This window comes from Reella acinonychis, assembly GCF_052828705.1.
In genome coordinates, this window is record NZ_CM128256.1 from 1,178,501 (window position 1) to 1,199,557 (window position 21,057).

The window sequence follows — 21,057 nt, forward strand, 5'->3', positions numbered from 1 at the left end:
TTTTAGTTTGCGCTAATTTGTATGCCGAGTTTTTTTATTTCCAACAACGCGGTGTTGAGTAATTGCTTGGCATCTTGTAATTTATCTTCGAGGGCGCAGTCTTTGGCACATTCCAAGATAGTTTGGATATCAATCACTTCTTGGGCAATATCATGTTTTGTCATAGCTCCTCCAACTCAATCACATCATCTACTTCACAAATATTGTGCGGTAGGCTGTTTAATTCAGTGTCGTTGAGATCGCATTGCCGCATGGCTTGTTCAATGCTCTCTGCCTCAACGGTGACTTCGACTACGCAATATAATCTGGCTACATACTTAGGCATAATTAGTCCTCATAAGGTCGGGTTATCATTCGGTGGCACCATTCATAACGCGCTTGGCACCAGTTTCGGTTTTCAGGATTTTGTGCAATACGCGCTGCAGATGACCATTGTTGCATGGCGTCCATATATCTGCCTTGGCGTTCATTTTCTGCTGCATTTCTGCTGTAATAATCAAATCGGCGTCGTTGCTCTGGGTTCATGTTGGCTCCTTTATTGGTTAAAACACTTTATAAAAGCCCCTTTTAAAAGGGCTTTGAAAAGGGTTTTAAACTTCCTGCTCAAACGGGGTAATGACAAAATCTTCCACGCCAGTTTTAATAGTGACGCCTGCCACTGTGCTGGCTAACTCTGGCTCATTAAGCATGGCTTCTTTGTTAACTTCTTCTTTGGTGCGGATAAAACGCACTAATCCGAGAGTTTTTAAACTTTCAATCACGCTGTCTGCACCGCGTACTGCCACACTTGGTGGACGTTGGCGCCATTGCACTTCGCCTGTGTTAAATACGCCTGTTTTGGTTTTGCCATTTTGCGTAAGTTCATCCCGTCGGCTTTCGCACCATGCTTGCACCGCCTGTTGCACTGGCTCAATTTGCTCTTTAAGTGCGGTCAATGCGGGGGCATATTTTTCGGTGATAGCTGCCAGTTCGTTGTTTTGTTCGATGGCGGTTTGTTCAAGTTGACGCTGTAAGTCGCCGATTTGTTTAATTGCCAACTCCACGTCGTCACGACTTTGTAGGCGCACTGCGTGGGTGTCGGTTTTAATTCGGGTTGCTTTTTTAGCCATGTTTTTTCTCCTGTTGGTTATTGTGGTATAGCTGTTGTTTGTGTGTTGCAGGTATGTGGGTAATAATCTGCGTTGATTTTCGGGGTGATGCCACCTTGTTTAAAGCCGTTATAAACCAAATAAACGACACCACCAATACAGACTTCCTTTATGTAACTTTTTACATCGCCGCAGCCTATCAACAAAAATGCGGTGAGAATGACGATTGTTTTTTTTATGTTTCCTCCTAATGTAAATAATCTCGCCAGATAACGCGGATGCCTTCGACAAGCATCTGAAATTCGTTAAAGCGTTCGCCATCGTTACCTTTAATAAAACAGATGGCTTGTTTGTTTTTTTGCAAGGTTTTCGTTTGCGTACAGGTTTTAACTCGCACTGTGGGTTTAATTCTTTCAAAGTGGATATTGGTGACCGTAAGCCCCATTTCATCCAGTTTTTCAACGCATTTTTGCACTTGATTTAGATATTCCACTGTGAGTTTGTTATTACCTCTTAACACTGAGTTTGGATGGTCAAGTAAGATCATTTTGCTTCTCCTTTTAAGTCCGCTAATGCATTTAAAATCAGCTCTAAATTAAGGTGGCTACCTTGTCCTTTTGCGCTAATAGCGGCAAGGCGCAAACATTGCGTGAGGCTACGCAAACCGCCACTTTTACCACCAATATCAAATAAGACGTCCATTAAACCTTTGTCGCTGTTATCTAATCCCCAAGCCTTAGCAATTGCCTTGATGTCATTTTTTAAGGTGCGTTTAAAAGGGAAGTGGCGACCAACACGCGACCAAAGGCGTGCGTATTCATGGGCTTGATTGATGCCACCTTGAATTCTTGTGTACACTTTGTCATTGCCTATTAACGCAATACCGACCTCACATTCTTCTTGAATGATGCGAATTTCTTCTAACGCGTCATAAGGGAGATGGTCACTTTCATCAATAATGACTAATCCCTGTGTGCCTTTTAATTTTTTACAAATCACGCGGCTTAATTTGTCTTTACGACGTGGTGCATCATTAACGCCTAGCTCTAAGGCTAACTCATATAAAATACTGCTTAGGGTGGCACGCGCAGGACTCGCAGTAATCATCCACACATTGCTATATGTTTTGGCATATTCTTGACTGGCTTTGGTTTTACCTACACCACTGGCTCCGTAAATGGTAACCATGGTGTTAAGTAATCTCGCCATATCTAACGCAGACCAGACTTTTTTCGCGGTTTCGGTTTCAATAAAGTGCGGTGCATCCACAAAGATTTTTTGTTTTTGCTCTCGGCTTTTTAACCAGTTTTCGATTGCTCGTTCTACGCCTTGTACGTCGCCTTTGTAGCGCCCGTTACAATAACTACTTAATACTGCTGAGGTGTAGCCAATCTCTTTTGCGATCTGTGCCTGACTAATGTCTGTTTGCACCATAATTTGTTTGATTTGCTCAACTAAACTCATCTATAACACTCCTTTAAAGCCCTTTTTCTTGTTTCAACATTGCCAATCCTTTGTAAAAAGCATCGTCATTGTCCGTTTCTTCCTCTTCAACGATTTCTACCTTGCGATATACATTGCCGACAGTTTGTATTTCATCCCAAATTTTTGGCTCAATTGGACTGTCATCAATTTCAACATCAGGTAGATAACGTGCCGCTTCTTGTATATCCATTTCCAATGCAGCTTTTGCTGCACGTTTGTTATGGCGTACAAATTCGCGTTCTTTACGACTATGGTCTTGCGCTGCTTGGGTATCACCAAATGCGGCATCTAATGAGCAAGTCGCTTCGGCGAGATATTCGCCCTCAAGGCTATATACCCATACTTTGTCGTGTAGGTTGTTCGGGTCATATCGCACAACCACTTTGCGATGATTTATGCCGATTAATTCATACGCTTCGTAGCGGTTGTATAGGTTGTTGACTTTGCCACCTGCTTTCAGTACAAATGTGCCGTTATCTTCTAAGCGGACTTCTTCATGTAATGTGAGCAAGAAGCGCAGTTGTTCTGGTGTGGCGTAGCGTTTTTGTGCTAAGGCAAAATCGCGTTCAAAGGCTTGTTTAAAACTCAATTCACCGCGACAAACTTCTGTTTCACGTTTAAGACGCTCGTTAAACATTTGGATGCCTTCTTCTAGTGCTAAAATAAAATCCTCATATTTCGCACCAGCTTTGTTGCCTTGATAGTTGTCAGGTTTATCCAGTGCATTTTCACCTGCGTGATAACCCGCTAAAGCGGGGTGTTTATCAATTAATTCGCCTAAACCTCCATGTGAAAACGCACGTTCTATTGGTTTTGCTTGACCGCGACCTCTGCCATAACGCACTGTTGTCCAGTGCAACTCAATGCCTAACGCAGGGATAATGCCTTGCACTTCATCTTCACGCACTTTAAAGCGATAACGATTTTTAACACCACCTGTCATTTTCTTGTTCGCGGCAGCTTTGGTGTTATCTATGGTTAAATGTTTTGGTATGCCATATTTGTTAATTACATCTAATAAGGCTAGACGGATCATATTGGTGTTTTCACTGGCATCGCAGCGATAGCCCAAGATCATGCGTGTACGTACATCCTGCCAGAGCCACGTTTTCGGGCGTAAAATATCGCCGTTATGCCATTCCACCCAGACGTTATGTTTATAACCATCGCCATTGATCCATTCCATTGCCTCAATACTTTCAACAGAGCGGATTAATGAGGGATACATTCGGCTCATGGCATATTCGCCTTTGCGTAAATACACCTGATGAATGCGAGGAATTTCACGTTCAATTTTGCGTTTAATGCTTGATAAACTAGGGATAGTCCAACCATTTGCTGCAGCTGCGCGTTTTAAACGTTCATAACAACTGCCAAATTGTGGGCGTTCAGGTCTGAAATAATCCGCTTTGAAAAATGCCCAAGCTTGTGGGGTGAATTCTGCTTCGCGATTTTCGCCATTTTGACCTTGCGTGGTAATAAGCAGTGGCAGCCATAGTTCTCTGTCGCTATCTTTTACTTGATACCACCAGCGTTTTAATGAGCCAGTTGAAATAGTTTTTTCATTTGTATCAGCACAAGATTGGTTATGTTTGTGACAAACAAGCGCTAATGCCTCCATGAGGTTGATACCAGCATCAACTAAAGCAGCTAACGCCAATATGGCACTGAGTTTGGATTTTGCTTTGTTCTGTGTTTTTGTTGTGGCTTGTTCATAGCTTTGCCAAAGTATTTGAGCATCTAAGGTCGGCTGTGGCTGTGCGATGACAGGAGCAAGTTTAACCTGTTGACTTTGTTTGATAGCTATTTCAGCTTGCACATTTTCAGGTAAAGAGATGAGAGCATATTCAAGTCCGCCACCTTTACCTTTGCGTTTGCGTGATTGCCAGTTTTCTCTTTTGGCTTTTTCTAAAATATTTTTAGGTGCTTTAGGTAAAGCTGTTAAATTAAAATCAGCTAATTCATATACAGAATAATGAGTTTTTAAAGCCATTTTTTCCATAAATGTTTCCTTTTTATAACTTTTATGGTTAAAATCAGAACTTATTGTGCAACATAGGTCGTTTGTTACGTTCAGCGAAACGCCCTGCCCAAATAATTTCTGGAGAAATTCCTATAGCATTAGCTATCAATCTTTCCATTTTAGGGTAGGGTTTATCCAAAACAGATTTCAGTGTGTTATAACTAACATTTCCTTCTTTGGCTAAAGCTCGTAACGACCAACCACATTTTTTTAATTCCGCTAGAATATCTGCTCTATGCCAGTCTTGTTCTACGGTTTTTTTTGATGTTCTTAATACACTCATTTAATACACCTTTGTTGTTGTATCTATTGAGGTATATATTAACCGTAATAGTTAGTAATAACAAGCAAATATTTGCCGTTATAGTTCTATTTGTTTAAATATCGTACTGCAAGTTAGGTTTATTACAGATAAACCAAGCAGTTAAATTATCTATTACGGAGTATTTTTTATTAATAGAAAACGTAATAGATATAAAACATTAACTATTACGGCATGTAGAGGTATTCAGATATGAATAATTACGAAGATGATTTTCCAGCAAGAATTGATTTAGTTATAGAGAAGTTAAATGGTCCAAGTGAATTTGCTCGTAAAACAGGAGTAACCTTATCAACTATTGCAAGATGGAGGAAAGGCGAAGCTGATCCATCCCGACTAAATTTAATCAAAATAGCTGAAGCTGGTAATGTAGAGCTTCAGTGGTTAGTAACAGGACAGAGCGCTCGGCAAATAGAAATAGCAAAAAAGCCTGATATAAATTTTATTCCAGAAAAAGAAGATAACTTTATTTGGATTGATGATTATAGAGAAGTAAAAGTTTCAGCAGGTTTTGGAGTATTTAATGATGAACAAGCATCTGAAAGAACCAAGGTGGAAGCCTCTTGGTTAGCTGCAAGACGCTTAAAAGCAGACGATTGCGCGATGTTTTTAGTTAGCGGTGAGAGTATGTATCCAACGCTAAAAGACGGTGAAGAGATTATTGTTGACCGTTCTAAAAAGGAATTAAGAGAAGGGCGAATTTATGTGATTAACCACCAAGGCAGTATGTGGGTTAAGAAAGTGCAGATTGATTTTAATGGCATTAAGCTATTGAGTGACAACAAATTCTATTCCCCCATTATACTAACCGCCGAAGAAGCCAACGAACTTATCGTAATAGGGCAAGTCGTTCGAGGCTATCGAGATTTTTAAACCTATTTTAATGGTTTTTAAAGCCATATTTAAATTTCTCACTTCAAGTGGTTATTTGCCACTTTCTTGAAAAAGTTTTAAAAAATTCTCATTTTAAAACCAACCAATAAAAAAGGGGGCTAGCATCGCACTAACCCCCATTCCATAAGCCTTCCGCCCACATAATCCCGTTTAATTCAACATAAGTCCTAATTTCTCAGTTTAAGTGGTTGGGTACACTAATTTTTATGTGCAAGAAGGTGATATTTTAGTGGGATTAACAGGATATGTTGGAGAAGTTGGACGCATTCCGCAGCATAAATCAGCAATGTTAAATCAACGCGTTGCTAAATTTATCCCTAATAGTATCCATGAAAAGTATACCTATTACAATTTTTTATATTGCACTGTTAGGCAAGAAAAATTTAAAGAATATGCAAAAACAAATGCCAAAGGTTCGGCACAAGCAAATATAAGTACGAATGAGCTGTTAAATTATTCTGTTATTAAAGCAACCGATAATTTACATATTGCATTTGAACAGTATGTTAGCCCCTTATTGGAAAAAATTTTAAAAAATAGTGGTGAAAATGAATTTTTAATTGAAGTTAGGGATTTGTTGTTACCGAAGTTGTTGAGTGGGGAGATTGAATTATGACCATTATTTATGATAATGACAAAATTTTAGAATGTTGGAAATACATTTTTTATAACTATGAGAGTTTTGATTTTGATCACTTTGATGACAAGCAAGAAGTTTCCAATTTGATTGATGAATTAGATAAGTTTTTTAATAAGCCAATATTGGCTTTAATAGAAAGTAATGAAGAAATCTATCTAAAGACTAAAGAAATATCTGAAATTTTTCAAAAAAATATCAATTTCATTAATTATTCAGACTCAAGGAGAATAATAGATAACCTTGAAAGACTAAATATCTATTTCAATGACATCCCAAATATTAATTTCTGGGTTGAATTATATAAGCAATCTGATAGTCAATTTCAAAAAGCAGAAAAAGAAAGAAATGATAAGTCCGCACAAAATAGACAAGTATTTTCAATTGGGAAATTAGATAAGGAATTTAGTGATGAATATGAAAGGTTTGCTAATTGGCTTTTCTTTAAGCAGTTTTTGTTTTATGTAGTTTTACTTTCATCAATCTTTATTATTTCTGATATTTTAAAATATATTTTTATATACCATCATAGTGATGTATATGGTCAGTTTTTTATCCGATTTGTGATTTATGCCCCATTTTTGATTGTAATTTTATTTCTAATATGGCAAATCAAACAGGATAGAAAATTTGCACAAATTTATCTGCACAAGAGAGTAATTGCAAGATCATATATTAACTATATGAATGCATTAAATGATCGGGACTTTGGCTCTAAAGATTTAGAAATCAAAAACAGAATGCAGGAAGAACTATTAAAAGCAATTATTGATGTAATGAAAGATAATCCTGTTGATTATTTAAGTAAAAATAAAAATAACGATAGTTATCAAATCATTATAGAAAAATTAATTGATAAAATTCCTATAATTAAAAACAAAGAGTAATTTTGCAAATTTCCCCAAAGATCTGACCCGTTGTAAGAAATTTGGGACGTATGCAATACGTCCCTACAGACGAGGAATTACCATAGAATGGTGGAGATTATAGATATGTAGGGGCGTATTGCATACGCCCAAAAACATAATTAAAACAGTTCATCATTATTCCAATTTATGACATTATTTTGGATATATTCATAAACATTATGAAATTCTTGTTCATTGCGAACAATACGATCATAAAATTTTGATTGCCATTCAAATGGAATATTGTTTTGTTTCGCATAACTGGATAATGCACCTTTAATTCCGCGAATAATTGCTGAGATATTTTGTGTGGAACTGTGGAAATGGTGTTGTGAAATATCAAAATCCGTGTTTAAGGTTATCAATATGTGAAAATGATTCGGCATAATTACATAAATCGGAATTTCAATATATTGTGATTTGCGTATGTTTATTGTGTTGGAAATAATTTCATCAAGTTTTATACCCAATGGAGATAAATGCATTTTTTCATTATAAATTGAACCAAAAAAATGTTGTTTATGTTTGGTACAAACGGTAATAAAAAATGTACCATTTTGATAGTTATGCCAATTGGCACGGGGATTTTTACGTTGATGTTGCATAGTAAATAATATTTAACAATTTTTTAAATCATAAGTGAAAAATACAATTTCGGTATATTTTGTATTTGTTTTTTTCGACAGAGATCACAAAACTTTTGAAAATCATGGTTTGTTTTGATGTGTATGAAATCGGTAATTATCACAGAATAGCGAACATCCTAGAAATGTAGGAGCATATTGCATACGCCCTAGCGATATTGGAATTCATCCCGAAGTTAGGTATTGGGGTTTTGGGACGTATGCAATACACCCTACAGATAAGCAATTATTATAGAAATCTAAGGATCACCAATGAAAATAAACGAAAACACCATAGAACAGCATTGTTTGGATACCTTGCAGACATTGGGTTGGGATTATGCTTTCGGGCGTGAGATTGGAACGGACGGTGCGTGGCGGTCGGCTGCCGATCAGGCGGTGTTTGAGCCTGTATTACGTGAAGCGGTGGGGCGGCTCAATCCCGAGTTGCCGTCTGATGCGGTGGATGAAGTGGTGCGGACGGTATGCCGGGCGGATATCAGCGAACTGTCGGCACGCAATCAGCAGGCGTATCTTTGGCTACGCCAAGGCGTGCGGGTGGCGTATCAGGACAACGACGAGCAAAAAACGGCATTTGCCCGCCTGATTGATTTTGCTCAAGTGCAAAACAATCGTTTTTTGGCGGTTAACCAATTAACGATTAAAGGTAAAAAGGGCAACCGCCGCCCCGATGTGATTTGTTATATCAACGGTTTGCCGGTGGCGGTGTTTGAGTTGAAAAATCCGCTGAAAGAAAATGCGACCTTGGCTGATGCTTTTCATCAGTTGCAAACCTATAAGCAGGAAATCGGCGATCTGTTTGTGTTTAATCAGCTGTTGGTGATTAGCGATGGGATTGATGCTAGGCTTGGGTCGCTAACGGCGAATTTCGAGCGGTTCAATCCTTGGCGTGTGGTGGACGAGAAAAACAAGAGCCGCCGCCTTGTGTTTGAAAACGAGTTGGAAGGCTTGGTGCAGGGGCTGTTTGTGCCGGAGCAGTTGCTCAATTATCTGCAAAATTTTATTTTGTTTGAGCGTGACGGCAGCCAATGGATTAAAAAAATCGCGGCATACCATCAGTTTTACGGTGTGAATGAAGCGGTGGACTGCACTTTATTGGCAACCAGCGAGCAGGGCGACGGGCGGATCGGCGTGATGTGGCATACGCAAGGGTCGGGCAAGTCGATTTCAATGCTGTTTTATGCGGCAAAATTATTGGCGTTACCGCAGCTACAAAACCCGACCATCGTGGTGGTTACCGACCGCAATGATTTGGACGGGCAATTGTTTGAAACCTTCAGCAAGGGCGAGTTATTGCTTCGTCAGCAACCTGTGCAGGCAGACGGGCGTGATGCTTTGCGGGAAGAGCTGGCGAAGCGGGAAACAGGCGGCATTATTTTTACCACCATTCAAAAATTCGCTTTGCTAGAAGGTGAATTTTCTCATCCTGTGTTAAACGGGCGGAAAAATATTATTGTGATCAGTGATGAAGCCCATCGCAGCCAATATGGCTTTGTCAAACAGCAGATGGCTTTAGACAAAACGCAGGGGGTGGCGAGCAATCAGCAGAAAATCGGCTATGCCAAACATTTGCGAGATGCCTTGCCGTCTGCAGCATTTATCGGTTTTACCGGCACGCCGATTGAATTGGAAGACCGCGACACGCGGGCGGTGTTTGGACGTTATGTGTCGATTTACGATCTCAAAGATGCAGTGGAAGACGGGGCGACGGTGCCGATTTATTACGAAGCACGCCAAATCCGCTTGGGTGAAAGTGCCGAGTTTGCCGAATTAATGGCAGAGGCGAACAAATTTGACGAAGAAAACGACAACCCCAAAGCATTCCGCTTGCAAGAAAAACTGCTGGGCAACGATAGCCGTTTGGATCAGCTGGTGGCAGATTTGGTTCAGCATTTTGAAAATCGAACCGCATTATTAGACGGCAAGGCGATGATTGTGGCGGCAAGCAGGGAAATTTGTGTGCGGCTGTATAACAAAATCGTCGCACTGCGTCCCGAATGGGGCAGCGACCCTAATGATGTCAATCAGGGGGCGATTAAGATTGTGATGACGGGCAGTGCGTCGGATCCTGCCGATATTCAGCAGCATATTTACTCAAAGCCGCAGAAAAAGGTGCTGGAAAAACGCTTTAAAGACCCAAGCGATCCGCTCAAATTGGTGATTGTGCGGGATATGTGGCTGACCGGTTTTGATGCGCCTTGCTGCCATACAATGTATATCGACAAACCGATGCAGGGGCATAATTTAATGCAGGCAATTGCACGGGTAAACCGTGTGTTCGCCCATAAAAACGGCGGCTTGGTCGTGGATTATGTCGGCTTGAGCGAGCAGCTCAAAGAGGCGACCAAACGCTACACCAATGCCGGCAGCAAGGGCGAGCCTGCCACACAGGTGGAAGATGTTTTCCAAAAAATGCTCGAATATGTGGATATTTTGCGGGGGCAGTTTGCCACACAGTCGGACGGCAAAACCTTTGATATTGCCACCGCACTTTTGGAGCAGGACGACAAGCGGCTGTTTGTATTATTGCAACAAGCCGCCAACCATATTTTAGCCCTAGACCAGCAGCAGCCCGATCAACGTAGATTGAAAACTTTTCTGCAGACGGCAAAAAAAGCCCGTCAAGGCTTGAATTTGTGCAACGCTTTGCCGAAAGTGGCGAGCTATCGCCAAGAAATCACCTTTTATGACGGCGTGCGTGCGATGCTTTCCAAAGAAAAAGTGGCAGGCGGCAATACTGACAGGGCTTTGCAGTTGGCAAAATTAGTCAACCAAGCAGTGACCAGCGAAGGCGTGGTGGATTTGGTGAGTTTGCTTGGAAAAGAACAGCCGAATATCAATCTGTTGTCGGACGATTTTTTGGAAATGGTGCGTGAAAGCGGCTTAAAAGCACTGTGGGCAAATGCTTTGGAACGTTATGTTCAAAGCGAAATCAACAGCAAAGCCGCCAATAATCTGGCGGTGAAAAAAGACTTCGAACAAAGGCTTAAAGAAGCCTTGAACAAATACCATAACCAAAGCCTGACGGTGATGGAAGTGATTGAAGAGCTGATTCGCTTGAGCCAATTTTTGAACGAACAGTTACAACGTGGCGAACAATTGGGGCTGACGCCGAGCGAATTGGCGTTTTACGACACCCTTGCTCAAAATGAAAGTGCCGTTCGCGAGCTGGGCGATGATACTTTGAAAAACTTAGCGAAGGAAATCACCGACAATATCCGCCGTTCGGTAACGATTGATTGGCAGTTCAAACAATCCGTTCAGGCGGCAATGCGTGTGCTTGTCCGCCGAGCCTTGCAACGCTACAAATACCCGCCCGATCAGCAAGCTGCCGCCATTGAAAACGTGCTGAAACAAGCAGAAATATTGGCGGATGAGTTGAGTCAAGAGTAAAAATCATTTTTAGGCAAAAAGAAGGGCGTATTTAATACGCCCTAAAACTTTCCCAAAATCCACCGCACTTTTTATAGAACATTGGTTTCTAAAGATAATCTGCCTGGTTCAACTTTAATACCTTTAGCAAATTTTTTGATAATCACATCGCGTGGTTTGGTGTCATCCAAGGTGTAAATTGGCATGCTTTCGAGTAATGCGGCGATACTTTGACTTAGGAATGGCATGATACTTTGTAATTCGGACATATAGCTATCGGGTTCGCCTGACCAACTGAGAATACGTAGATCTTTGAGGTAAATTGCGCCTTTTTGAGCATCATAATAAGGAATAGTGTCAAAGCTGAGGTTTAATTTTCCCACCAGTGCTTTTTTATGTAATACCAGACTACTATCAACTGAGCCACTCAATTCGACACGTCCCGAATTATTTTGTCCAATTTTAGCGTTCACATTTTTGAGTTTGTAATCCATGCTGAATAAACCCGGGAAACCGATTTTGTCTTGTACTTCGTGTTTTTTCGCTAGATAGTCGTTGACTTCTTGTTCTGTTAGCGAAAGTGGTGTGGCGAATGTTGGCATGGCAACGCATAAGCCAAGTAATAAAAAGAGGAAGAGTTTGATTTTGTTGAACATAAAAGATCCTTTAAAAATTTGATGAAAATTCACCGCACTTTTTTAGTAATATATTTTAGCAATGTATTTTAGCGATGTAATAAATAATTATTTGCTTAATGTTAGCATCTTTATTATATTGCACGAAATTATTTCATTGGTTTGGAGGATATTAAATGAAAAAAATGATGTTAGCTGTATTGATGGCAGCTCTTGTGGCTGGTTGTACTGTCGGTGGCGGTTTTGGAATTGGTACTGGTGGTGCGGGTGTAAATATCGGTACTGGCATTGGATTTTAAAAAATACTTGAATTATTAAAAAATTTCCGTATAATACAGCCAATATTTCGGACGCGGGGTGGAGCAGCTTGGTAGCTCGTCGGGCTCATAACCCGAAGGCCGTCGGTTCAAATCCGGCCCCCGCAACCACTTTCTAAGCAGAAAGGAAATAAAGGTTCAGTGAAGCCCAAATGCAGTATTTGGGTTTTTTTGTACATAAAATTTGGATGTTTTATACTGGGCTTTTAAGCCCTTTTTTTATATCTGAAATCAAGCTAATGCCCTGTTTTATTTGATATCAGCTTGAATTTATTGTGGAGAAAAAATGGCAACATTAGAACAAAAATTAACAGATTTGCTTCAAGGTTCTGTAGAAGATTTAGGCTGTGAACTTTGGGGAATTGAATGTAAACGAGCAGGGCGTTTTATGACCCTTTGTTTGTTCATTGATAAAGAGGGCGGTGTAACCGTTGAAGACTGTGCTGACGTGAGTCGTCAAGTGAGTGCGATTTTAGATGTAGAAGATCCTATTGCCGATAAATACAATTTGGAAGTGTCTTCGCCAGGTTTAGATCGTCCTTTATTTACTTTGTCGCAATATGCGCGTTATGTAGGACAAGATATCGTGATTCATTTGCGTATTCCAGTGTTAGATCGTCGTAAATGGCAGGGTAAATTAGAGAAAATTGAAAACGATATGCTGACCTTAATCGTTGATAATCAAGAACAAACCTTTGTTTTTGGTAATATTCAAAAAGCCAACGTTGTCGCAAAATTTTAATGATTAACATATTTTGATAAAGAATTGGAGAAAAAATGAGTAAAGAGATTTTATTAGCAGCAGAAGCTGTGTCCAATGAAAAAGCCTTACCAAGAGAAGTGATTTTTGAAGCATTGGAAAGCGCTATTGCCCTTTCAACTAAGAAAAAACACGCGCAAAAGCAAGAGCGTTTAGGTGTGGATAAACCTTCTGAAATTGATGTTCGAGTTGTTATCGATCCAAAAACAGGGGAGTTTGATACTTTCCGTCGTTGGTTAGTGGTTGAAGAAGTGGTTAATCCAACAAAAGAAATTACTTTAGAAGCGGCTCGTTTAGATAATGAGGAAATTCAATTAGGCGAATATATTGAAGATCAAATTGAATCTATTGCTTTTGACCGTATTGCAATGCAGACCGCTCGTCAAGTGATTAGCACCAAAATCCGCGATGCTGAACGTTCTAAAGTGGTTGAACAATTTATGGCGGAAGAAGGCAAAATTGTTATTGGTACAGTGAAAAAAGTGAATCGTGATTCAATTATACTTGAATTAATTGGTAACAAAGAAGATCCTGCCAAAGCAGAAGCTGTGATTACGCGTGAAGATATGATTCCTCGTGAAAACTTCCGTCCAGGTGACCGCGTGCGTGGTGTACTTTACAAAGTTAACCCTGAAAGTAAGAGTGCTCAATTGTTTGTGACTCGAGCTAAACCTGTGATGTTAGAAGAATTATTCCGTTTAGAAGTACCAGAAATTGGCGAAGAAATTATTGAAATCAAAGGTTCAGCTCGTGATCCTGGCTCTCGTGCGAAAATTGCAGTGAAAAGCAGTGATAAACGTATCGATCCTGTAGGTGCTTGTGTTGGTATGCGTGGTGCGCGTGTTCAAGCGATTACTAATGAATTAGGTGGTGAGCGTGTGGATATCGTACTTTGGGATGATAATCCGGCACAATTTGTGATTAATGCCATGGCGCCAGCGGATGTAAGTTCTATCGTTGTAGATGAAGACAATCATTCTATGGATATCGCGGTTGAAGCTAGTGCATTAGCGCAAGCAATTGGTCGTAATGGTCAAAACGTGCGTTTAGCGACACAATTAACCGGTTGGACATTAAATGTGATGACAACCGATGAGTTAGATCAAAAACACCAAGCAGAAGATAACAAAATTCTAAACCTTTTCATGAGTGCGCTTGAAATTGATGATGAGTTTGCTCAAATTTTAATTGATGAAGGCTTTACTACATTGGAAGAATTGGCTTATGTGCCAGTGAGCGAATTAGCGGCTATTGATGGTTTAGAAGACGAAGATTTAATTGAAGAATTACAAACTCGTGCGAAAAATGTGATTACAGCAACCGCACTTGCAGAAGAAAAAGCATTAGAAGCGGCACATATTGAAGATCGTTTATTAAATCTTGAAGGTATGGAACGCCATATTGCATTTAAACTTGCTGAGAAACAAATTACTACTCTAGAAGAATTAGCTGAACAGGGTGTAGATGACTTAGCAGATATTGAAGAGCTAAGCGCAGAAAAAGCAGCGGAATTAATTATGGCTGCACGTAATATCTGCTGGTTCAGCTAAGAATAAGGAGGATCAAATGAGTGATAATCAGAACGAAGCCCCAAAAAAATTGAGCTTAAAACGTCGTGAGAAAACCACTGTTAGCGCAACTACCAATGGCGGTAAAGCAAAAACAGTACAAGTAGAAGTCCGTAAATCACGTAAGATTGATACGGAAGCGGCAAAAAAAGCAGCAGAAGCGGCAAAATTAAAAGCGAAGCAAGAAGCGGAAGCAAAAGCAGCTGAAGAGAAAGCTCGTTTAGAAGCAGAAGCAAAAGCGAAACGTGAAGCTGAAGAGAAAGCAAAAAAACAAGCGGAACAAAAAGCTAAAGCGGACAAAGCGGAAGCTGAGAAAAAAGCGGCAAAAGCGGTTGATCCTGAAAAAGAAAAACGTCGTGCAGAAGAAGCGGAATTGCGTCGTAAAGCCGATGAGTTAGCGCGTCAAAAAGCAGAAGAACAAGCACGTAAAGCTGCTGAAGAAGCAAAACGTTATGCAGCAGAAGAACGCAATGAAAGTGCGGATCATTCTAGCGAAGATTTCTCAGATTATCGCTTTACTTCAAGCTATGCGCTTGAAGCGGAAGATGAAGAAGAACGCCGTAAAGAAAACCGCAATCGTGGTGGCAAAAATAAAGTTGCTAAAGCGAAAAAAGGTGGACGCGACGATGAAAATGGCAATAAAAATGAGCGCCAATCAGATCGTCGTAACCAAAAAGACATGAAAGGTAAAGGTAAGCAAAATAAGAAAGGCAGTGCCTTACAGCAAAGCTTTACCAAACCAGCGGCGCCAGTTTCTCGTGATGTTATTATCGGTGAAACCATTACTGTTGCAGAACTTGCGAATAAAATGGCAGTAAAAGCGACTGAAATCATCAAAACCATGATGAAAATGGGCGAAATGGTGACAATCAACCAAGTGATCGATCAAGAAACTGCACAGCTTGTTGCAGAAGAAATGGGACATAAAGTGATTCTTCGTAAAGAAAATGAATTGGAAGAATCTTTAATGGAAGATCGTGATGTGAATACGGAAAAAGTGACTCGTGCACCTGTAGTCACCATTATGGGTCACGTTGACCATGGTAAAACATCATTGCTTGACTATATTCGTAAAGCAAAAGTAGCTGCAGGCGAAGCGGGTGGTATTACGCAGCATATCGGCGCATATCATGTGGAAACGGATGACGGTAAGATGATTACCTTCTTAGATACTCCGGGACACGCTGCCTTTACTTCAATGCGTGCACGTGGTGCAAAAGCAACGGATATTGTGGTGCTTGTAGTGGCTGCGGATGATGGTGTGATGCCACAAACTATCGAGGCGATTCAGCACGCTCGAGCAGCTGGTGCACCTATTGTTGTTGCAGTGAACAAAATTGATAAACCAGAAGCTAACCCAGATCGTGTAGAGCAAGAATTACTACAACACGAAGTGATTTCAGAAAAATTTGGTGGTGATGTGCAATTCGTCCCTGTTTCTGCGAAGAAAGGGATGGGGATTGATGACTTATTAGAAGCCATTCTTTTACAATCAGAAGTGTTGGAATTAACCGCAGTTAAAGACGGCATGGCAAGTGGTGTGGTGATTGAATCTTACCTTGATAAAGGTCGTGGTCCAGTCGCAACAATCCTTGTTCAATCAGGTACATTAAACCGTGGCGATATCGTACTTTGTGGTTTTGAGTATGGTCGTGTGCGTGCAATGCGTGATGAAAATGGTAAAGATATCGCCGAAGCTGGTCCATCAATTCCTGTTGAGGTATTGGGTCTTTCTGGCGTTCCTTCAGCGGGTGATGAAGTAACAGTTGTGCGTGATGAGAAAAAAGCACGTGAAGTGGCTTTATACCGTCAAGGTAAATTCCGCGATGTGAAATTAGCGCGTCAGCAAAAAGCGAAATTAGAAAATATGTTTACTAATATGGCTGAAGGTGATGTGGCTGAATTGAATGTCATCGTGAAAGCGGACGTACAGGGTTCTGTGGAAGCAATCTGCCAATCATTAAACGAACTTTCTACTTCTGAAGTTAAAGTGAAAGTTGTAGGTTCTGGTGTAGGTGGAATTACCGAAACTGACGCGACATTAGCAGCAGCATCAAATGCAATCTTACTTGGCTTTAACGTTCGTGCAGATGCGACAGCGCGTCGAGTGATTGAAAACGAAAATATTGATTTACGTTATTACTCAATCATTTATGAATTGTTGAACGAAATTAAAGCGGCGATGAGCGGTATGCTACAACCTGAATTCAAACAAGAAATCATTGGTTTAGCTGAAGTGCGTGATGTCTTCCGTCATCCGAAATTCGGTGCAATTGCAGGTTGTATGGTAACTGAAGGTGTGGTTAAACGTAACAACCCAATCCGCGTATTACGTGATAACGTGGTGATCTTTGAGGGCGAATTAGAATCTCTCCGCCGTTTCAAAGATGACGTATCAGAAGTCCGTAATGGTATGGAATGTGGTATTGGCGTGAAGAACTACAATGATGTGAAAGTCGGCGACCAAATCGAAGTCTTTGAAGTGGTTGAAGTAAAACGTTCAATCTAATATAAAAGAGAAAAGGCGTATTGAATACGCCTTTTTTATGTTTAAAAACTGCGGTGAATTTTTATTAAGTTTTATATTCAAAACTTGGTGGAAATTGACCGCACTTTTTTAGCTTAACCAACCCATTTGATGTGCAATAAAGAGTAAAGTGAAAGCGGTTAAGTAAACTAAGCCAATAATGGATAGCCAGAATAGTCCACCAGTCACTTTGTGTTCCCCTTTTAATACTAAAGATAGATTTAGCCAAGCAAAGACAGGGGTTGAAACGAATGAACAAATCATAGCAAAGCGTAGCATAGTGGCAACATCGCTCATAAACATTGTAATAATGATGATACCAATTGCAGATGCAAGTGTAATCCAAATATTTAATGCGGCTTGCGAGCGTTCAGTTTTCTTCATTAATAAGCGGAAAGATTCCGCATTTGCACGAGAATATCCGTCGATAACGGTAATGGTTGTGCCAAGCATACACATGAAAGCGATAAAGGCAATTAACATACCAGACCAATCGCCAATGGCAAAGGCATACATTTTAATTAATTGAGCAATGTATTTCACGCCAGCTTGTTCCACTTGTTCACCAGTACCATATTGCACTAATGCACCTAATGCTAAGAAAACAAGGGCTAAAAGTGCGGTGCCAATATAACCCACATTGAAGTCGAATAAACCGTCTTGATAAGAAATTTTAGTAAAACGTTTTTTCGCAACCACCCACATGGAGTTAATGGCTGAAATTTCAATTGGGGCAGGCATCCAACCCATTAAGGCTACGATAAAGGCTAAGGAAGCTAAATTCCAAGGCGATGGTTCAATAAAATCAGGCGCCACAACTTTTGTTTTAAATGCTGCGATAATCACCGCTGCAACAGTGGAAAGGGTTAATGCAATCATAATTGCTTTTGAGGCTTTATCCAATAAACGATATTTACCAAGCAACAAGAATCCCCAAGTAGAAGCAATAACAATAACGCTTAATTGTGGAATAGTTAACCCTAAAGATTTTGGTAGCATAAAGCTTAAAATCGCCGCAGCAACAATTCCCACGCCCGCCGTATTTATCATGGTTGCAAAGACATTTAGGATAAAGAATACCCATAAATAGATTTGCCCTTTTTCTTGATATCCTTCTAATAATGTTTTGTTTGCTGATAACGTATATTGCGAGCCAAAACGGAAAAATGGATATTTAAATAAGTTGGCTAATACGATAATAATCACTAATTGCCAGCCATAAATTGCACCTGACTGTGTTGATGCAATGATATGCGATCCACCTACTGCAGCAGATGCCATAAGGATCCCCGGTCCCATGGCAGATAGTTTACTTCTCCAGCTGGATTTCATTTCTACTTGTTGCGTCATAATGGTTCCTATTTTCTTTGTTAGATTAATGATGTCTGATTTTAATCATAAAACAGGAATAAAAACAATAGGGTTAAATGAAATAATATCCTGTATGTGTTGTGTTATTTTATGTTTTTGGCTCTGTGGTTTTTATAAATGGTTGTGAAATGTTTGATTTGTAGTTTTTAAATCTTTTTTATTGATATTTTTCATGTTAAAAATAGGGCAGGATTGGAATAACGCAGAAAGAAGAAAATTTGTGGTGTAGAAAGTAAAAAAATGAGCACTTTAGCAAAAAAATGAAATGTTTGTTATAATTCGCCAACTTTAAATAAGGAATAAATTAGGAATTGAGAATGGCAAGAGAATTTAGTCGTGCAGATCGTGTTGCACAAGAATTACAAAAAGAAGTGGCTGTGATTTTACAGCGAGAAGTGAAAGATCCGCGTATTGGTATGGTTACTGTATCCGATGTGGAAGTGTCTAAAGATTTAGCCTATGCCAAAATTTTTGTCACTTTTTTATTTGATAATGATGAAGCGGCTATTGAGCAAGGAATGAAAGGCTTAGAAAAAGCCAGTCCTTATATTCGTACCCTAGTAGGCAAAGCCATGCGTTTACGTATTGTGCCAGAGCTACGTTTTATGTACGACAAATCCCTTGTGGAAGGTATGCGTATGTCCAACTTAGTGACACAAACTATCCGTAATGACGAAGCGCGCCATGTTGCTGATGAGAGCGAAAAGGAATAGTTGTGGGTAGAAGACCGCGTAAAAAAGGGCGTGATATTGACGGCATTTTTCTGTTAGATAAACCGCAAGGCATAAGTTCTAACGATATTATGCAGAAAGTGAAACGCTTATTTAATGCCAACAAAGCAGGTCATACCGGTGCCTTAGATCCGCTGGCTACGGGTATGTTGCCGATCTGTTTGGGAGAAGCGACAAAGTTCTCACAGTTTTTGTTAGATTCGGATAAACGTTATTTGGTCACCGCTAAATTAGGCGAGAGAACAGACACTTCCGATGCAGACGGACAAGTGGTTCAAGTACGTGAATTAAATGTAGAAACTTCTCAAATTTTGACCGCACTTGATGATTTTCGAGGCGACATTTTGCAAGTACCGACCATGTTTTCGGCATTAAAACATAATGGCAAACCGCTATATCAATATGCCCGCCAAGGTATCGTCGTTGAGCGAGAGGCGCGTCCAATTACCATTTTTGAGTTAAAGTTTATTGAGTATCAAGCACCTTATTTAACCTTAGAAGTGCATTGCTCCAAAGGCACTTATATTCGTACTTTAGTGGATGATTTAGGTGAAAAACTTGGTTGTGGTGCACATGTTACCATGCTGCGTCGTGTTGCTGTTGCACAGTATCCACGTGATAAAATGATGAGTTTTGAAGAACTACAACATTTAGCGGAAAATGCTTCTCTGGATGAACTTGATAAACAGTTATTGCCAATGGATACCGCAGTGGCAAATTTACCTGAATTGTGTTTAGACCAGCAACAAACCAAAGCCGTTGGTTTCGGGCAACGAGTTAAATTTGAAAACCCACAACAACTGTTTGGACCTGTTCGTTTATTCTCTCCAGAGAATGTGTTTTTAGGGGTAGCAGAAGTAGATCAACACAATATAATTCGACCTAGTAGAATGGTGAATTATTTATAAAATAAAACTAATATGAGCCAATATGTATAATTCAATAAAAAAGTGATTGAAAAATGGAAAGAATAAATATTTTTCTTGCGGCTGATTTTAATTATTCTAATCAAGTAGAAACATTGATTAAATCTATTTGTTGCAATGATAAGCATGTCGATTTTTATCTGCTTAATAAGGATTATCCCAAAGAATGGATAAAAATTTTAAGTAAAAAATTAGATTACTTTGATAGCCGTATTTTAGATGTGAAAGTTAAGCAATCTCTTTTTTCTGATCTTAAATTTAAGCACTTACCTCATATTTCAGAAGCTGGACTTTATCGTTATTTAATTCCTGAACTACCGATGGATAGATCTTTATATCTTGATTCTGATCTCGTTGTGACAGGTTCTTTGAAGGATATGTATTTCTCAGATTTTTCAGGATATTTGTTAATGGCAGCTTGTGATTCAGGATTAAATTCCCGTACTCATTGTGGTTATATTGGTCATCCTGATATTAAACCTTATTTTAATTCAGGGGTTATGTTAATTAATAATCAGCAATGGCGTGAAGAAAATATTGAACATGAGTTATTTACATTAACTGAATATTTAACAAACAATCATCCAGAAGTTATTTATTTAGATCAGGATGTATTGAATATTGTATTAAAAGGTAGATGGAAAATATTAGATGAGAGCTATAACTTCCAAGCTCTTCCTTCAACTCATTGTATTGAATATTTAAAACAAAATGATACGCCAAATATTATTCATTATGTTGGTCCACATAAACCTTGGAAATTGACTAATATTGATATTCCATTGCGAGAAAAGTATTGGCATTATTATGATTTAGAATGGGAAGAAATTAGAACATATTGGAAATAAA

General features: G+C 39.6%; 22 protein-coding genes and 1 tRNA gene. 12 read left to right on the forward strand and 11 right to left on the reverse strand.

Annotation, left to right across the window (positions count from 1 at the left end):
* Positions 1 to 2: 2 nt before the first annotated feature.
* From ACUXZ4_RS05995 to ACUXZ4_RS06030, 8 genes are all read right to left on the reverse strand, one after another.
* On the reverse strand, positions 3 to 164 hold the full coding sequence (locus ACUXZ4_RS05995) for a hypothetical protein (RefSeq protein ID WP_464972320.1): 162 nt from the start codon (positions 162 to 164) through the stop codon (positions 3 to 5).
* Entirely contained in the window at positions 161 to 325 is a 165-nt protein-coding gene (locus tag ACUXZ4_RS06000) for a hypothetical protein (protein ID WP_464972321.1), read from the reverse strand. The genes ACUXZ4_RS05995 and ACUXZ4_RS06000 overlap by 4 nt, the downstream gene beginning before the upstream one ends.
* 2 nt (positions 326 to 327) lie before the next feature.
* The gene (locus ACUXZ4_RS06005; RefSeq protein ID WP_464972322.1) at positions 328 to 525 is read right to left on the reverse strand and encodes an ANR family transcriptional regulator; all 198 of its coding nucleotides are present in this window, start codon (positions 523 to 525) and stop codon (positions 328 to 330) included.
* Between the two features lie 65 nt (positions 526 to 590).
* Positions 591 to 1,109 (reverse strand): host-nuclease inhibitor Gam family protein, encoded by a 519-nt coding sequence (locus ACUXZ4_RS06010; RefSeq protein WP_464972323.1) that lies wholly within the window; start codon positions 1,107 to 1,109, stop codon positions 591 to 593.
* 226 nt (positions 1,110 to 1,335) lie between these two features.
* Positions 1,336 to 1,635: a hypothetical protein gene (locus ACUXZ4_RS06015; RefSeq protein WP_464972324.1), complete on the reverse strand. Its 300-nt coding sequence runs from the start codon at positions 1,633 to 1,635 to the stop codon at positions 1,336 to 1,338.
* Entirely contained in the window at positions 1,632 to 2,552 is a 921-nt protein-coding gene (locus tag ACUXZ4_RS06020) for an AAA family ATPase (protein ID WP_464972325.1), read from the reverse strand. Before ACUXZ4_RS06020 ends, ACUXZ4_RS06015 begins: the two co-directional genes overlap by 4 nt.
* Positions 2,553 to 2,565: 13 nt before the next feature.
* Positions 2,566 to 4,575: a transposase domain-containing protein gene (locus ACUXZ4_RS06025; protein ID WP_464972326.1), complete on the reverse strand. Its 2,010-nt coding sequence runs from the start codon at positions 4,573 to 4,575 to the stop codon at positions 2,566 to 2,568.
* A gap of 34 nt (positions 4,576 to 4,609) precedes the next feature.
* Complete coding sequence (locus tag ACUXZ4_RS06030) at positions 4,610 to 4,879, reverse strand: helix-turn-helix domain-containing protein (protein ID WP_464972327.1); 270 nt, start codon at positions 4,877 to 4,879, stop codon at positions 4,610 to 4,612.
* 231 nt (positions 4,880 to 5,110) lie between these two features.
* On the opposite strand from ACUXZ4_RS06030, the gene ACUXZ4_RS06035 reads away from it, so the two are divergent.
* From ACUXZ4_RS06035 to ACUXZ4_RS06045, 3 genes are all read left to right on the forward strand, one after another.
* Positions 5,111 to 5,791: an XRE family transcriptional regulator gene (locus ACUXZ4_RS06035; RefSeq protein WP_464972328.1), complete on the forward strand. Its 681-nt coding sequence runs from the start codon at positions 5,111 to 5,113 to the stop codon at positions 5,789 to 5,791.
* A gap of 229 nt (positions 5,792 to 6,020) precedes the next feature.
* Complete coding sequence (locus ACUXZ4_RS06040) at positions 6,021 to 6,428, forward strand: restriction endonuclease subunit S (RefSeq protein ID WP_464972329.1); 408 nt, start codon at positions 6,021 to 6,023, stop codon at positions 6,426 to 6,428.
* Complete coding sequence (locus tag ACUXZ4_RS06045) at positions 6,425 to 7,336, forward strand: hypothetical protein (protein WP_464972330.1); 912 nt, start codon at positions 6,425 to 6,427, stop codon at positions 7,334 to 7,336. The genes ACUXZ4_RS06040 and ACUXZ4_RS06045 overlap by 4 nt, the downstream gene beginning before the upstream one ends.
* A 140-nt stretch (positions 7,337 to 7,476) precedes the next feature.
* Here ACUXZ4_RS06045 and ACUXZ4_RS06050 read toward each other — a convergent pair whose 3' ends face one another.
* Positions 7,477 to 7,962: a transposase gene (locus ACUXZ4_RS06050; protein ID WP_464972331.1), complete on the reverse strand. Its 486-nt coding sequence runs from the start codon at positions 7,960 to 7,962 to the stop codon at positions 7,477 to 7,479.
* Positions 7,963 to 8,253: 291 nt separating this feature from the next.
* Between ACUXZ4_RS06050 and ACUXZ4_RS06055 the strand changes: the two genes are divergently transcribed.
* Positions 8,254 to 11,394 (forward strand): type I restriction endonuclease subunit R, encoded by a 3,141-nt coding sequence (locus ACUXZ4_RS06055; RefSeq protein WP_464972332.1) that lies wholly within the window; start codon positions 8,254 to 8,256, stop codon positions 11,392 to 11,394.
* A 71-nt stretch (positions 11,395 to 11,465) separates the two neighbouring features.
* On the opposite strand, the gene ACUXZ4_RS06060 is transcribed toward ACUXZ4_RS06055, so the two are convergent.
* The gene (locus ACUXZ4_RS06060; protein WP_464972333.1) at positions 11,466 to 12,029 is read right to left on the reverse strand and encodes a YceB family lipoprotein; all 564 of its coding nucleotides are present in this window, start codon (positions 12,027 to 12,029) and stop codon (positions 11,466 to 11,468) included.
* A 155-nt stretch (positions 12,030 to 12,184) separates the two neighbouring features.
* Here ACUXZ4_RS06060 and ACUXZ4_RS06065 point away from each other — a divergent pair, with 155 nt between their 5' ends.
* The 5 genes from ACUXZ4_RS06065 (at position 12,185) to infB (ending at position 17,162) form a co-directional block, all read left to right on the forward strand.
* On the forward strand, positions 12,185 to 12,307 hold the full coding sequence (locus ACUXZ4_RS06065) for a hypothetical protein (RefSeq protein ID WP_464972334.1): 123 nt from the start codon (positions 12,185 to 12,187) through the stop codon (positions 12,305 to 12,307).
* A 52-nt stretch (positions 12,308 to 12,359) separates the two neighbouring features.
* Positions 12,360 to 12,436 (forward strand) — tRNA-Met (locus ACUXZ4_RS06070).
* Between the two features lie 175 nt (positions 12,437 to 12,611).
* Positions 12,612 to 13,067 carry a ribosome maturation factor RimP gene (gene rimP, locus ACUXZ4_RS06075; protein ID WP_464972335.1) on the forward strand — a complete coding sequence of 152 codons (456 nt, stop codon included), beginning with the start codon at positions 12,612 to 12,614 and terminating at the stop codon, positions 13,065 to 13,067.
* Positions 13,068 to 13,102: 35 nt separating this feature from the next.
* Positions 13,103 to 14,635: a transcription termination factor NusA gene (nusA, locus tag ACUXZ4_RS06080; RefSeq protein ID WP_464972336.1), complete on the forward strand. Its 1,533-nt coding sequence runs from the start codon at positions 13,103 to 13,105 to the stop codon at positions 14,633 to 14,635.
* A 16-nt stretch (positions 14,636 to 14,651) separates the two neighbouring features.
* Positions 14,652 to 17,162, forward strand: coding sequence for a translation initiation factor IF-2 (gene infB / locus ACUXZ4_RS06085; RefSeq protein ID WP_464972337.1), 2,511 nt, complete (start codon positions 14,652 to 14,654; stop codon positions 17,160 to 17,162).
* A gap of 108 nt (positions 17,163 to 17,270) precedes the next feature.
* On the opposite strand, the gene ACUXZ4_RS06090 is transcribed toward infB, so the two are convergent.
* Positions 17,271 to 18,530 carry an NRAMP family divalent metal transporter gene (locus ACUXZ4_RS06090; protein ID WP_464972338.1) on the reverse strand — a complete coding sequence of 420 codons (1,260 nt, stop codon included), beginning with the start codon at positions 18,528 to 18,530 and terminating at the stop codon, positions 17,271 to 17,273.
* A 338-nt stretch (positions 18,531 to 18,868) separates the two neighbouring features.
* Here ACUXZ4_RS06090 and rbfA point away from each other — a divergent pair, with 338 nt between their 5' ends.
* Genes rbfA through ACUXZ4_RS06105 form a run of 3 tightly spaced genes read left to right on the forward strand, consistent with a single transcriptional unit; the run spans position 18,869 to position 21,056 of the window.
* A complete protein-coding gene (gene rbfA / locus ACUXZ4_RS06095) occupies positions 18,869 to 19,264 on the forward strand; it encodes a 30S ribosome-binding factor RbfA (protein WP_464972339.1) in 396 nt (131 codons plus the stop codon).
* 2 nt (positions 19,265 to 19,266) lie between these two features.
* Complete coding sequence (gene truB, locus ACUXZ4_RS06100; protein ID WP_464972340.1) at positions 19,267 to 20,190, forward strand: tRNA pseudouridine(55) synthase TruB; 924 nt, start codon at positions 19,267 to 19,269, stop codon at positions 20,188 to 20,190.
* 53 nt (positions 20,191 to 20,243) lie between these two features.
* On the forward strand, positions 20,244 to 21,056 hold the full coding sequence (locus ACUXZ4_RS06105; RefSeq protein WP_464972341.1) for a glycosyltransferase family 8 protein: 813 nt from the start codon (positions 20,244 to 20,246) through the stop codon (positions 21,054 to 21,056).
* The last annotated feature ends 1 nt before the right edge of the window (position 21,057 follow it).